The 13065-nt window shown below is 63.8% G+C and carries 11 protein-coding genes and 1 tRNA gene; 2 read left to right on the top strand and 10 right to left on the bottom strand.

From position 1 onward, the window contains the following. Nucleotides 1-109: 109 nt before the first annotated feature. Nucleotides 110-787, top strand: a complete 678-nt coding sequence (locus KMZ29_RS04065) for a response regulator (RefSeq protein ID WP_215622560.1) — start codon at nt 110-112, stop codon at nt 785-787. 12 nt (nt 788-799) lie between these two features. Here the strand turns inward: KMZ29_RS04065 and KMZ29_RS04070 are convergent, their stop codons facing one another. From KMZ29_RS04070 to KMZ29_RS26940, 10 genes are all read right to left on the bottom strand, one after another. Then, nucleotides 800-4309: a PAS domain-containing hybrid sensor histidine kinase/response regulator gene (locus KMZ29_RS04070; protein WP_215622561.1), complete on the bottom strand. Its 3510-nt coding sequence runs from the start codon at nt 4307-4309 to the stop codon at nt 800-802. Between the two features lie 128 nt (nt 4310-4437). Further along, complete coding sequence (gene hemA, locus KMZ29_RS04075; protein ID WP_215622562.1) at nt 4438-5667, bottom strand: 5-aminolevulinate synthase; 1230 nt, start codon at nt 5665-5667, stop codon at nt 4438-4440. A 192-nt stretch (nt 5668-5859) separates the two neighbouring features. Beyond that, nucleotides 5860-6921 (bottom strand): MBL fold metallo-hydrolase, encoded by a 1062-nt coding sequence (locus KMZ29_RS04080; protein ID WP_215622563.1) that lies wholly within the window; start codon nt 6919-6921, stop codon nt 5860-5862. Between the two features lie 193 nt (nt 6922-7114). After that, the gene (locus KMZ29_RS04085; protein ID WP_215622564.1) at nt 7115-9262 is read right to left on the bottom strand and encodes a methyl-accepting chemotaxis protein; all 2148 of its coding nucleotides are present in this window, start codon (nt 9260-9262) and stop codon (nt 7115-7117) included. Between the two features lie 178 nt (nt 9263-9440). Beyond that, nucleotides 9441-10160, bottom strand: coding sequence for an outer membrane protein (locus KMZ29_RS04090; protein WP_215622565.1), 720 nt, complete (start codon nt 10158-10160; stop codon nt 9441-9443). Nucleotides 10161-10371: 211 nt separating this feature from the next. Beyond that, on the bottom strand, nt 10372-11106 hold the full coding sequence (locus KMZ29_RS04095; RefSeq protein ID WP_215622566.1) for an outer membrane protein: 735 nt from the start codon (nt 11104-11106) through the stop codon (nt 10372-10374). A 238-nt stretch (nt 11107-11344) separates the two neighbouring features. After that, nucleotides 11345-11656, bottom strand: a complete 312-nt coding sequence (locus KMZ29_RS04100; RefSeq protein WP_215622567.1) for a hypothetical protein — start codon at nt 11654-11656, stop codon at nt 11345-11347. A 140-nt stretch (nt 11657-11796) separates the two neighbouring features. Continuing rightward, the gene (locus KMZ29_RS04105; protein ID WP_215622568.1) at nt 11797-12144 is read right to left on the bottom strand and encodes a hypothetical protein; all 348 of its coding nucleotides are present in this window, start codon (nt 12142-12144) and stop codon (nt 11797-11799) included. Between the two features lie 121 nt (nt 12145-12265). Further along, nucleotides 12266-12340: transfer RNA gene (locus KMZ29_RS04110), tRNA-Thr, on the bottom strand. A 119-nt stretch (nt 12341-12459) separates the two neighbouring features. Next, nucleotides 12460-12582 (bottom strand): hypothetical protein, encoded by a 123-nt coding sequence (locus KMZ29_RS26940; RefSeq protein WP_369810072.1) that lies wholly within the window; start codon nt 12580-12582, stop codon nt 12460-12462. A gap of 145 nt (nt 12583-12727) precedes the next feature. Here KMZ29_RS26940 and KMZ29_RS04115 point away from each other — a divergent pair, with 145 nt between their 5' ends. Beyond that, nucleotides 12728-12922, top strand: coding sequence for a hypothetical protein (locus KMZ29_RS04115; RefSeq protein WP_215622569.1), 195 nt, complete (start codon nt 12728-12730; stop codon nt 12920-12922). Nucleotides 12923-13065: the final 143 nt, after the last annotated feature.

Here is a 13065-nt window from a genome sequence, read left to right on the forward strand (position 1 = left end):
GTTGCCTTGCAAGAAGCTTCCTGTCAGTGGACAATCACTTTGAAAAACTCGCTTGGCAGGCCTTCTACAAAGCGGTCAAGGGTTTGCCGCAACGCTTCGCCGGAAATCAATGACTGCTCCTGCCAGCACCCACCTCGTCATCGCCGATGATCATCCGCTGTTTCGCGACGCCCTGCGACAGGCGGTCGCAAGCGTCGTGGCCTCGGCGAAGGTCGACGAAGCCGGCACCTTCGACGAACTGACCGCGCTGCTCGAGCAGGATTCCGATGTCGATCTGGTGCTGCTCGATCTGACGATGCCGGGGATCTCGGGCTTCTCCGGCCTGATTTACCTGCGCGCGCAATATCCGGCGATCCCCGTGGTGATCGTCTCCGCCAGCGACGATGCCGGTACGATCCGCCGCTCGCTGGATTTCGGCGCTTCCGGCTTCATTCCCAAGCGGTTCGGAATCGAGACGCTGCGCGACGCGATCAAGAAGGTCATGGACGGCGATGTCTGGATACCGCCGGACACCGATCTCTCATCCACCGCCGACCCCGACATGACGCGCCTGCGCGACCGGCTGGTGACGCTGACCCCGCAGCAGGTGAGGGTGCTGATGATGCTGTCGGAAGGGTTGCTCAACAAGCAGATTGCCTATGAGCTCGGCGTGTCGGAGGCGACCATCAAGGCGCATGTGTCGGCGATCCTGCAAAAGCTGGGCGTCGAGAGCCGCACCCAGGCCGTGATCGCCGCGGCGAAAATTTCCGGCGGCCAGTGGCGGCAGGGTACGTCGTCACCGCAGTGAAACAGGTCAGCGCTACTCCGCGGCCACCATCTGCTGGGTGCGCCACTGACCGAGCAGCGCCCGCAGCGATGCCGGCTTGACCGGCTTGTTGAGCACCGCAATTTTTTCCTCCCGCGCCGCAGCCTGCACATGCGGACTGCGATCGGCGGTGATCAGGATCGCCGGAATGTTCTCGCCGAACCGGCGGCGGATTTCCCGGATCGCGGCGACGCCGTTGCCGCGGTCGAGGTGATAATCGACCAGAAGGCCGGTGACCCTTCTGCCGGAGGCCTCGATCGCTTCGATCGCGGCATCGGGGTCGGCGACCGCGATCACCTCGGCGTCCCAGGCCGTGAGCAGCGTCTTCATGCCGTCCAGGATCGCGGGATCGTTCTCGATGCAAACGATCAGCGAGCCGCTCATCGGCGTCCGCGAAAGCGGCGTCGCGCTGGTGACCGCCGCGGTGTGATTGACGGCGCTGGCAATCGGCACCGTCACCGAAAAGCACGAACCGCCGCCGGCATTGGAGTCGAGCGCGAGGCCGTGGTTGAGCACGCGTGCCAGGCGCTCGACGATCGATAGCCCGAGCCCGAGGCCGCGTGCGATCCGCGCGCCCTGTTCAAGCCGGTGAAACTCCTTGAAGATCTCGCCGCGTTTGACGAAGGGAATGCCGACGCCGGTGTCATAGACGGCGATCTGCAGCGACTGGCCGTGACGCCGGCAGCCGACCAGCACGCGTCCGCGCGGCGTATATTTGATGGCGTTGGAGATCAGGTTCTGCAGCAGCCGGCGCAGCATCAGGCGATCGGATTCCACCGGCAGCGAACACGGCATGAAGGTCAGCTTCAGCGCCTTGGCCCTGGCAATCGGCGCAAACTCGATCTCGAGCGAACGCATCATGTCGCCGATCTTGAAGCTTGAGATCGACGGCGTCATGGCGCCGGCGTCGAGCCGCGAAATGTCCAGTAGCGCGCCCAGGATCTCCTCGATCGCCTCCAGCGAATCGTCGATGTTTTCCACCAGCCGGGAATCCTCGCCGCCGTTCTGGCGTTCCACCAGGCTCGTCACGTAGAGCCGCGCCGCATTGAGGGGCTGCAGGATGTCGTGGCTCGCCGCCGCCAGGAAGCGGGTCTTCGAGATGTTGGCGTCCTCGGCGGTGCTTTTCGCCAGCGCCAGTTCCGAATTCAGCCGGGTGAGTTCCTCGGTGCGATCCCGCACGCGTTTTTCCAGGGTCGCATTGGCGCGTTCCAGCGCTTCGGCCGCTTCGAAGGAGGGGGTGACGTCGGAAAAGGTGATGACCAGCCCGCCGCCGGGCATCCGGTTGGAGCGCACCTCGATCACCATGTGACGATCCGGCAGCCGTTCCAGGTAGGACTCGCCTTCGGTGGTATAGGCGGCCAGGCGCTTCTCCACGAGAGCCTCGTCGTAGCCGGAATCCGGGGAACTGATCGATCCCATGAATTCGAGGATTTCCCGCAAGGGAATTCCGATCTGCACGAGGTGCAGCGGTAACCCGAGGATTTCGCCGAACTGCCGGTTGGAACAGATCAGCTGCAGCTCGGCGTCGAACACCGCGATGCCCTGCCGCACGTGGTTGAGCGCGGTCTGCAGGATCTCGCGGTTGAAATGCAGCGCGGCGTGAGAATCGTCGAGCAGCTTGAGCGCGGCCTTGGCGGAGACGGTGCGCTTGCGCAACAGCAGCGACATCACCAGCCGCGAGGAGGCCGCCCCGATCGACGAAGCGATCAGATGCTCGGCATGCTGCAGCAATTCGAAGTCGGCCGTCGCGGCCGGATCGAGAATCGTGTTGCGGGCGACGGCGAAGGCCTCGAACGAATGGCGGGCGCGCTCGGGGCCGAGATACTGCGCCACCGTGCTCTGGATGTCCTGCACGGTCACGGTGGTGCGCCAGCGCCGGAACGTCGGCGTCATCGGCGCCAGCGCGTTAGGCGCAAACAGGTCCGCCTGCAGCCGCTCGATCGAGGACGGCTGGCGCGCCAGCGACAGCACGACATAGGCCAACAGGTTGAGCGAGAGCGACCACAATACGCCGTGCAGCAGCGGCGGCAGATCGGCGCCGAACAAGGCCCGCGGACGCAACGCCTCGATGCCGAACGGACCGTGCTGCAGCAGCAGCATTCCGGCGGTATTGCCTTCCAGGAAGCTCGGAAGGAACAGCGTGTAGGTCCAGACCGCTGCGCCGACCAGCATGCCCCCCATGGCGCCCCGCGCGGTGGCGCGGCGCCAGAACAGCCCGCCGAAAAACGACGGTGCAAGCTGTGCGACCGCCGCAAAGGACAACAGGCCGATCGCCGCCAGCTGGGCGTTACCCAGCGCGCGATAGTAGAGATAGGCCATCACCATGATGGCGAAAATCGCAAGGCGGCGGACCCTGAGCAGGAAGTCGCCGAAGTCCTTGCGGCCCGCACGCGACTCCGGGCTTCGCTGCAGCACCAGCGGCACCACGATATCGTTCGAGACCATGATCGAAAGCGCGACGCATTCCACGATCACCATGGCGGTCGCCGCCGACAGGCCTCCGATGAAGACGATGACGCTGAGCAGGGGAGAATTCGCCTTCATAGGCAACGCCAGCACGTACATGTCGCTGTCGACCGCGCCGAACGGGAAGGTCACAAGTCCGGCGATCGCGATTGGAATCACGAACAGGTTGATGGCGACCAGATACAGCGGGAACAACCAGCGCGCCCGGCCGACCTCGGCGTCGCTGGAATTCTCGACCACGCTGACGTGAAACTGCCGCGGCAGCAGCATGATCGCGAAGAACGACAGCAACGTCATGGTTGCGAAATTGCCGATCGAGGGTGTGTACTCGATGGCCCGCACCGCTTCCGGGCTCTTCATCGCGCGTTCGATCAATTCCACCGGGCCGAACATCCAGAATGTGACGAAGGCGCCGGCGGCGATAAACGCCACCAGCTTGACGATGGATTCGGTGGCGACCGCCAGCATCAGGCCGTGCTGGTGCTCGGTCGCGTCGGTCTGGCGGGTGCCGAACAGCACCGCAAATACCGCCATCGCCAGCGTCACGATCAGGGCGATATCGCCGATCAGCGGCATCGAGGAGAAGATCTGGTCTTCGCTCAGGATCGTTCCGAGCGAGGACGCCACGGCCTTGAGCTGCAGCGCGATGTAGGGCACCGAGCCGACGATTGCGATGGCTGCGACGGTGGCGGCGACCGCCTGGCTCTTGCCATAGCGCGCGGCGATGAAATCGGCGATCGAGGTGATGTTCTGCGATTTCGCCAGCTTGATGACGCGGCGCAGCAGCGGCGTGCCGAGCGCGATCATCAGCACCGGGCCGATGTAGATCGCGAGAAAATCGACGCTGGTGCGGGTGGCGAATCCGACCGAGCCGAAGAACGTCCAGGACGTGCAGTAGATTGCCAGCGACAACGGATAGATCAGCGCGCTGGCGCGGCCGCGCTGGGTCGGCGAGAGGCGGTCGCCGTAGCTGGCGACGAGGAACAGGAAGCCGATATAGCCGAACGCGGCTGCGATCACGCCCCAGTCATGCAGCATCGCTGCTTATCTCCCTCACGATCGCGGCGCCGCCGCCGGCGGCAGCCGTCGCGGCAGGCACTATAAACGGATTGAGCCGGCAGCGCATCGCGCCACCGGCCCAAATTTCCGATTTTGGCGGGCCGGCGTTACTCGGCCGCCAGCGATTTCTCGTTGAGCGGCAGGCCGAGACGTTCCCAGACCTGCAGCAGTGCCTCGGCGAGCTGATCGATCAGGCCGTCGTCGTGATAGGGCGAGGGGGTGATCCGCAGCCGCTCGCTGCCCTTGGCGACGGTGGGGTAGTTGATCGGCTGGATGTAGATGCCGTGCTCTTCCAGCAGGATGTCGCAGGCCTGCTTGCACTTTTCGGGATCGCCGACGAACAGCGGCACGATATGGGTGTCGCTCGACATCACAGGCAGGCCGGCAGCTGTGAGGATCGCCTTGACGCGGGCGGCTCGGTCCTGGTGGCGCTCGCGCTCCCAGTTCGAGGTCTTCAGATGCCGGATCGCAGCGGTGGCCGCCGAACAGATCGCCGGCGGCAGCGCGGTGGTGAAGATGAAGCCGGGGGCGTAGGACCGGACGGCGTCGATGATGTCGGCCTTGCCCGCGATATAGCCGCCGAGGCAGCCGAACGCCTTGGCGAGCGTTCCTTCGAGGACATCGATCCGGTGCATGACGCCGTCGCGCTCGGCGATGCCGCCGCCGCGCGGGCCGTACATGCCGACCGCATGCACCTCGTCGACATAAGTCATCGCGCCATAGCGCTCGGCGAGATCGCAGATCTTGGCGAGGGGGGCGACGTCGCCGTCCATCGAATACAGGCTCTCGCAGGCGATCAGCTTCGGCCGGTCGGGACCGGCGGCGCGCAGCAATTCTTCCAGATGCGCCATGTCGTTGTGGCGGAAGATCTGGCGCTCGCAGCCGGCCTGGCGGACACCCTCGATCATCGAATTGTGGTTGAGCGCATCCGACAGGATCAGGCAGTTCGGAATGAGTTTGGCGAGCGTCGAGATGCCGGTCTGGTTCGAGACGTAGCCCGAGGTGAACAGCAGCGCGGCTTCCTTGCCATGCAGGTCGGCCAGTTCGGCCTCGAGCTGCACCAGCGGATGATGGGTGCCGGCGATGTTGCGGGTGCCGCCGGCGCCGGTGCCGACCCGGGTGGCGGTCTCGACCATGGCGCCGACCACCTTCGGGTGCTGGCCCATGCCGAGATAATCATTCGAACACCAGATCACGACGTTGCGCGGCCCGTTCGGGGAATGCCATACCGCGTGCGGGAACCGGCCCGCGATCCGCTCGAGGTCGGCGAAAATCCGGTAGCGCCGTTCGTCATGCAGGCGGCTGAGGGCGGTGCTGAAGAATTTGCTGTAATCCATTGCAAAACCTGGAACGGAAGCCAAAGCCGGGACGGCGCAGCCCTTTTTAGAGCGTTTCCAGGTTTGCTGTCGAGCCGAATCGGGCCTTCAGCCGCTCAACGGGTAGGGGCCGGGTTGCTTCCAGCGCGGACCAAAACTTGATCCTGATCAACGCGCTGAGCGCGTTCTGCTGTCGTCGGTTAGCAGCGGAAGTCAGGTCGTCCTGAAACGGAGCACGCCGTCGGTCACCTCGGCCGTCAACCGGCCCTCGACCAGCATGTAATTGACATGGGCGATCAGTTCGCCGGCGGCAAAGCCCATCTGGTGCACATCGAGCACGTGCTTGTGGAACACCACCGGCACCAGTTCCTTCGAGGTCTGCGGGGTTTCCCGGCAGGCGTCGGCGATCAGCCCGCAACGCTCCTCGTGATGATCGGCCAGCTGCTTGATCCGGGTCTTCAAGCCGTAAAACGGCACGCCGTGGCCGGGCAGCACCAGCACGTCATAGGGCAGCGTGGTGGTCAGGCTCGCCAGCGAGGCCAGATATTCGCCGAGCGAATTCTGGTCGGGCTCCACCGCCCAGACGCTGACATTGGGAGAAATCTTGCTCAGCACCTGATCGGCCGACAGGAACAGCTTGTCGGCGGCGCAATACAGCATCACCTGGTCGAGCGCATGGCCGCCGCCGGTGATGACCTTGAAGCGCCTGGTCCCGATGGAAACCTCGTCGCCATGCGAGATGCGGCGATAGGACGGCGGCAGGGTGGACACCCGCTTCAGGTAATCCTGGCCGCGGCCGAGCAGCTTGTCGGTCAGGTTCTCGTCCATGCCGTGACGGCGGAAGAACAGCCGCTGCGCGTTGCGGCGCTCCTCGGTGCCGCGGTTCTGGTGATAGACCGACTGCAGATATTCCACCTGCGACATCTCGAGCGGACAGTTGAAGCGCTCGACGATCCACCCCGCGAGCCCGACATGGTCGGGATGCGAATGGGTCACGATCAGCCTTGTGACTTTCACGTGGCTGAGCGGGCCCTCGAACAAGGCGGTCCAGGCAGCGATGGTTTCCTCGTTGCCGAAACCGGAATCCACCATCGCCCAGCCGTCACCGTCGGCGAGCAGGTAGATGTTCACGTGGTTGAGGCGGAACGGCAGCTTGAGCCGGACCCACAATACCCCGGGCCTCACCTCGACCACCTGATCGTGGCCGGGATGATTTTCCCAGGGGTAACGCAGCGCCTCGGCCGAGGACTGTACCGTGTCTGTTTTTGAATGCATCGTTTGGGTTTCGCGATTGAGGTTATCGGCTTAACCGCACAAGTGGCGCGGCGCCAGCCGAAAAACAAACGCGAATTCGACGAACCCGGCGAACGCGGGCCCTAAGACCGCAAAATCCGGCGCCGACCATGCGCCGGACGCGGAGGCCGCAGCCTGCTGCGCATGGCGAAGGCATCCTTCGCCGGAAGACCGCTCAGGCCGCCCGGATGTTTCCGAGGAACGCGTCGATTTCCGAACGCAGCATGTCGGCCTCGCGGCGCAACGCTGCGGACGCGCCCAGCACTTCGCTGGCGGCGGCTCCGGCCTCGGCGGACGCGGTGGAGACGCCGACGATGTTGCTGGAAACCTCGGATGTGCCGCCGGCGGCGTGCTGAATGTTGCGGGCGATCTCGCGCGTCGCGGCACCCTGCTGTTCGACCGCCGCCGCGATCGCGGTGGTCACCTCGTTGATCTCGCTGATCGTCGTGGAGATGTTGCGGATGGCGCCGACCGCGGAAGTCGTCACCGTCTGCATGCTGGCGATCTGCTGACGGATTTCGTCGGTCGCCTTCGCGGTCTGGTTGGCGAGGCTCTTCACCTCGGAAGCGACCACGGCAAATCCCCGGCCGGCTTCGCCGGCGCGCGCGGCCTCGATGGTGGCGTTGAGCGCCAGCAGATTTGTCTGCGAAGCGATGGTCTGGATCAGGTCGACCACGACGCTGATGCGGCCGGCGTTGTCGGCAAGACCCTGCATGGTGGCGTCGGTTGTGCCGGCATCATCGACCGCCTTGCGGGCGATTTGCGTCGAAACGATCACCTGGCGGCTGATTTCGGAGATCGATGACGACAATTCCTCGGTGCCCGCGGAGACCGTCTGCACGTTGACCGAGGTTTCCTCGGCGGCGGATGCCACCGCGCTCACCAGCGCGCTGGATTGATCGGCGGTCGCCGACATGCTCTGCGCCGTGGTCTGCATGGAATTGGCCGAGGTCTGCAGGGCGTCGAGCGCGGTGCGGACGGTGGCCTCGAATTCGACGATCCGGGCCTCCATGCGCGAGGTGCGCTCGGCCTTGGCGGCGCGGTCCTTGTCCTGATCGGCGGAGAGCGCGCGGGCCTCGATCATGCTCTCGCGGAACACCTGCAGCGAATTGGCCATCGCGGCGATCTCGTCGTGCTGCTTCGAGCGATAGATTTCGGTCTCCAGATCGCCATCGGACAACAGCTGCATCGAGCGCTGCAGATCGCGGATCCGGCGCAGGATGTTGCGGCCGACATAGAGCCAGACGAACAGAACCGATCCGATCAGGGTCGCGGCGCCGAGTGCAACCATCGCCATGGTCGCCAGCGAGATCTCTTTGCGCGCTTGCCCGGTCGCGGCGTCGGTCTCGCTCCGCACGCCGTCGACGAGTTGCTGCACGCTGATGCCGAGGCCGACATTGAGCTTGCGGGTTTCATCGAGAACGGTCTGGCCGTAATCGGTGGCGTCCAGTTCCTTCTGGCGGATCTTGAAGACGCCGGTCTTGCCCTCGCCCAGCGCCATCAGGCCCGAAGCCGCAGTGTGAAGCGCCGTGGTCGCGGAGCTCTTGGGCAGCAGATCGAGCGTCTTTTTGACGCGCTGCTGCGCGGTGCGGAATTCCTTGTCGATTGCTTCCAGCGTGTCGCTGCTGTCGGACGACAGCGCGGATATCATGTTGAATGCCATGAGATTGCCACCGGCGACGACATCGCCGATCTGGTCGACGACTTGCTCCGCCTTGGTGGCTTCATCCTGGTTGAAATCGGCGGCGCCGAAGATGCCGGAGAGCTGGGTTTGGGCACCGATCATCGCGGGAGCGGCGGCCTTGACGAAAGCGGCCTGGGCCGCGCGCACGGTGCCGTAGAGTTTTTCGTGCTGGGCGCCGGCCTCCAGGCGCTCGCGCGCCGCATTGCCGAGGCTCTGGATGGTCTCGTCGATGTTCTTGATGGTCTCGGCGAGGGCTTCGACCACCGCCTTGTCGGCGCCGAGCTGGGTGATCTCGCCGAGCTTGGCCAGCGTGACCGCCTGGGTTTCCTTCATCTTATTCGAGCGCTCTTTGAGCATATCCTCGTTCGAGGAGGCCAGCAGCGCCGGTCCCTGGCTGGCCAGGGTTGCGCTCTGGGCGGAAAGTTGCAGGCTGGCCGCAAGACGGGGAATGTCCTTGCTGCTCAAGTCGACCATTGCCTTGCCGAGATGGTCCAGCACCATGCCGGCGCCGGCGCTGATGACGATGGCCATGGCGGCGATCACCGCGAAGGCGGCAAACAGGCTGCCCCTGACCCCCCATCGTGGACGCAGCAAGCCGAACAATCTGCCGAACCTAGGAATCGTGAATCGAATCGCCATGCCGTGCCCGCCCGCTACCTTGGGATGAATCCTCGGCCGGCAGTATCGCGATACCAGGTTAATAACTCGCGATGATTTGGGGGGCGGCGGGATTTTTGCGCACAGGCAAACAACGGCCGGCTCACGAATATTCCGCAATCCGGCATTTCCGCTGCGCTTGGTTGCCGGTCGGTGAAGATCAGTATCGCGCAGCCACCGGGCTCGCCCAGTTGAAGCGATAGTTCAGGCCCGCCTTCAGGGTGTGTTCGTCATTGCTGAATGTGCCGAACGGCACCAGCGCGGCCGGGGCGACGAACCGGCTGCGGCCGAAATCGTAATATTGATACTCGGCCTTGGCCGACCAGTTCGGCGTGAACAGATATTCGACGCCGGCGCCGACGGCGTAGCCGTTGCGGTGATTGCGATCGAGCGTGAAGGTGACCGGCGCGCCGCCGAACGTCAGGGTTTCGCGGTTGTCGGAATAGGCGTAGCCGCCCTTGGCATAGAACAGCGCCGGGCCCCAGGAGTAGCCGATGCGGCCGGTGATGGAGCCTAGTCCGCGCTGGTTGTTGCTGTAGACGAAGCCTGCGGGGAAGATCGTGCCGATCTGGTTGCTGCCGAGCCAGCTGTACTGGCCTTCGATGCCGGCGACAAAGCTGCCGGCGAACTGAAAGTCGGCGCCGGCCTGCACGCCGCCGAGGAATCGGGCGTCGTAGTTGCTCAGCGCCAGGCCGTTGAAACTGTTGTCGCCGATGAAAGCGCCGCCGGCGTGACCGCCGACATAGATGCCGGTCCAGTTGTAGATCGGCGCCGCATAGGCCGGCGCCTTGCCGTAAGGGCGGGCGCCGAGATCGGCGGCAACGGCTGGCATGCTCGCGCCGACAACGATGAGGGCGACGAGAGCGGGAACGCGCTTCATGGATGGGTCTCCAACGGATTCTGACGGGGCCGGGTGCCGGCGCCGTCGATGATGCCGCGGAGTTAGAGGGCATTTGAATAAAATGCGGTGACTTGCCGGGTCGAAGCGAACCGTACCGGGGGAACAACCGCTGCCGTGCTTAATGGAGTCCTAACGAAAAAAGGCCGGCGTGAAGCCGGCCTTTCGTTTCAGGTTGCGTGCGCGAAGCTACTCAGTACTTCGCGACCACCGGGCCGCCCAGGTTGAAGCGATAGTTGATGCCGGCCTTGAAGGTATGCTCGTCGTTGCGGGTGCTGCCGAAGCCGGTCAGCACGGCCGGCGTCACGAAGTTGGTCTTGCCGAAGTCGTAGTACTGATACTCGATCTTGCCCGACCAGTTCTGCGCGAACATGTATTCCAGGCCGGCGCCGACGGTGTAGCCGTCGTGATGGCTGCTGTTCAAAGCGAACGCCTGCGGCACGCCGCCGAGCGTCAAAGACTCCGTGTAGTCGGAGTAGGCATAGCCGCCCTTGACGTAGAGCAGGCCCGGACCCCAGGTGTAGCCGAGGCGGCCGGTCACCGAGCCGAGGCCGCGCTGGTCGTGGGTGTAGGCGTAACCGGCGCCGGCGCCCGTAAAGGTAACGCCGTTGTTGTTGCCGCCGAGCCAGCTGTACTGACCTTCGATACCAACCACCCAGTTCGGAGCGAACTGGTAGTCGGCGCCGGCCTGCAAACCGCCGAGGAAGCGGCCGTCATTGCCGCTGTTGGTGGTGCCGGCGAAGCCGTTGTCGCCGCTGAACGCGCCGCCGATGTGACCGCCGATGTAGAAGCCGGTCCAGTTGTAGATCGGCGCATAGGCCGACGGAGCCTTGGTGTAGGCGGTGCGGGGGCCGAGATCGGCTGCAAGTGCTGGCACGGTCGCGCCGAGAGCGACGAGGGCCACAGTAGCGAGCAGAAACTTCTTCATCAGTTCTAGTCTCCAGAGAGTCATTTTTGATTTTCAGATGAACCGCGAGGGCGGCGTCGTCCATGGGCAGCGCAGTTAGACTGTTTTTGAATAAAATGCTGTCACCCATCGGTCACACCGGATGAGTTACTAACCTGCTGGGGAACAACAATTTTCTGTGATTAATGGCGCCTTAATGAAAGCTAAAAGAAGCCTTAATTGCGGGCGGTATCCGAAAGCTGGAAATAGCGCGCGGCGTTCAGGCTTTTTTCAGCGCCTGATGCAGTTGCGCGACCGCGTCCGCGAGCTGGTCGCGATGCAGGATGTCGTCTTTCGGAATCTTTCCGACGGTCGCGGCGAGCTCGCCGAGAATGCCGGCGAGCAGGCCGAAGGAGATGTGCATGTGGATCGATTTGCGGACGTCTTCGGAGCCGGGCCGCTCCAGCACCAGCGCAAAGCCGGTCGGGTCGAGATGTGCCTCGAATCGCGACGAGTGTTCGAAGGTCCCGACATAGAATTTATCCGGATATTCGAGTGCGATCTCAGCCTTGTCTGGAACGGGTCTTGTCATGGGTAGCCCTTGGCCATTGTCGAACGGCATTCTGGCAGGAGCTGCGACCGCCGCTTTGCGCCAGGTCAGAAAGGCATGCGAGCCTTGGCAGGCTTGATTGGCAGGCTTGGCGGCCGCCACCCGGCGCACATAATTTGTGTCTAGCAGGGCCAGAGCGCCTTGATCGCGGCGCCTATTCCGGCTCTTGTCGGCTTGCCGTGAATTTCCTTGTGTTGCGCCAGCCAGCCGACAATCGACTTCGTCGCAACGTCATTGTTCTTGCTGCGGATCGTACAAACATGCGGTTTGCTCTCCGCCAGATGTTCGATGTCCACCGAAATGATGATGGTCCGGCAATCTCCGAAATGGTCGGTGCAGTAGGCAACGAAGTCCGCGGTCTTCTTCGGCGTTCTGGCGAGGACTTCGCTGACCTTCTCCGCCCGGACGACGGACCCGGAGAAGGTAATCGATATCATCGCAGCAAGGACAAGTCGCAACGGCTTAGCCATCGATCGAATCCTTTGTCTGAAATGGACACCCTAGGACTGACGCAAGCGCCGGCATGGTCCGGAATGTGCGGAGCTCAGCCGGAATTGACCAGAGAAGCATAGCGACTTGATACGAAAAAACTGGTGCTGCCAGACAGGATTGAACTGTCGACCTCTCCATTACCAATGGAGTGCTCTACCACTGAGCTACGGCAGCATGCCCCGGATTAGGAGAATCGGCCAAAAGGCCCCTACAGAGCGGGCCGATCCTTGCCACAAGGCCCCCGCCTGCGCAAGCGCGGGAGGGGGCTATCAGACCCTCAAAAACGGCCGAAATCAGTGGGGAGCGCCCGCGGCGGCCTTCAACTCGGCCAGTTGCGGGCCGATCCGGTTCCCAATTTCCTCTGCCAGCGCCTGTAGCGCCTTGAGCGGGCGGACCATGACCTCGAATTCGACCATTTCGCCCGCCTCGTTGAATGTGACGAGGTCGATGCCCCTGAGTTGCCATTTGCCGATATTGGCGGAAAATTCCAGCGCGGCGTCATGGGGGCCGGTCTATTCTCCGGCGCTTGCGCTTTGCGAGAAGTATTCGAACAGGTCCACGATGAAGGATGACAAGGACAAAGGCGAGGGCCAGCCGGCGAAGAATTCGCGGGCTGACCGGCTGAAGCTGGCGCTGCGTGAAAATCTCAGGCGGCGCAAGTCGCAGGCGAGGGGACGCGGCGAGGTGACGGCCGTCCCTCGCGATGACGCCGGCGCCTTCCTACATGACGGGCTCGGAAAAAAGCCGGGCGAATAGCTGCTGCTCTTGCGCGGATATATTTTTTCGACCGCGCGCGGTGTCATCGGGCCGGCCAGAGGCCGGATCCGGTGGCCTCGCCCCGGAATGACCGTGCAACCCCATCAAATAGCCGCAAATTCCAGCCCTTTTGCCATCGGGGC

The organism is Bradyrhizobium sediminis, from assembly GCF_018736085.1.
GTDB classification, from domain to species: domain Bacteria; phylum Pseudomonadota; class Alphaproteobacteria; order Rhizobiales; family Xanthobacteraceae; genus Bradyrhizobium; species Bradyrhizobium sediminis.

Excerpts from the sequence above, each read along its gene's own strand:
- KMZ29_RS04095 (WP_215622566.1), bottom strand. The coding sequence starts at position 11,106 with ATGAAGAAGTTTCTGCTCGCTACTGTGGCCCTCGTCGCTCTCGGCGCG.
- KMZ29_RS04100 (WP_215622567.1), bottom strand. The coding sequence starts at position 11,656 with ATGACAAGACCCGTTCCAGACAAGGCTGAGATCGCACTCGAATATCCG.
- KMZ29_RS04105 (WP_215622568.1), bottom strand. The coding sequence starts at position 12,144 with ATGGCTAAGCCGTTGCGACTTGTCCTTGCTGCGATGATATCGATTACC.
- KMZ29_RS04070 (WP_215622561.1), bottom strand. The coding sequence starts at position 4,309 with ATGCTGCATGACTGGGGCGTGATCGCAGCCGCGTTCGGCTATATCGGC.
- KMZ29_RS04115 (WP_215622569.1), top strand. The coding sequence starts at position 12,728 with ATGAAGGATGACAAGGACAAAGGCGAGGGCCAGCCGGCGAAGAATTCG.
- KMZ29_RS04080 (WP_215622563.1), bottom strand. The coding sequence starts at position 6,921 with ATGCATTCAAAAACAGACACGGTACAGTCCTCGGCCGAGGCGCTGCGT.
- KMZ29_RS04065 (WP_215622560.1), top strand. The coding sequence starts at position 110 with ATGACTGCTCCTGCCAGCACCCACCTCGTCATCGCCGATGATCATCCG.
- KMZ29_RS04085 (WP_215622564.1), bottom strand. The coding sequence starts at position 9,262 with ATGGCGATTCGATTCACGATTCCTAGGTTCGGCAGATTGTTCGGCTTG.
- KMZ29_RS26940 (WP_369810072.1), bottom strand. The coding sequence starts at position 12,582 with ATGGTCGAATTCGAGGTCATGGTCCGCCCGCTCAAGGCGCTACAGGCG.
- KMZ29_RS04090 (WP_215622565.1), bottom strand. The coding sequence starts at position 10,160 with ATGAAGCGCGTTCCCGCTCTCGTCGCCCTCATCGTTGTCGGCGCGAGC.
- hemA (WP_215622562.1), bottom strand. The coding sequence starts at position 5,667 with ATGGATTACAGCAAATTCTTCAGCACCGCCCTCAGCCGCCTGCATGAC.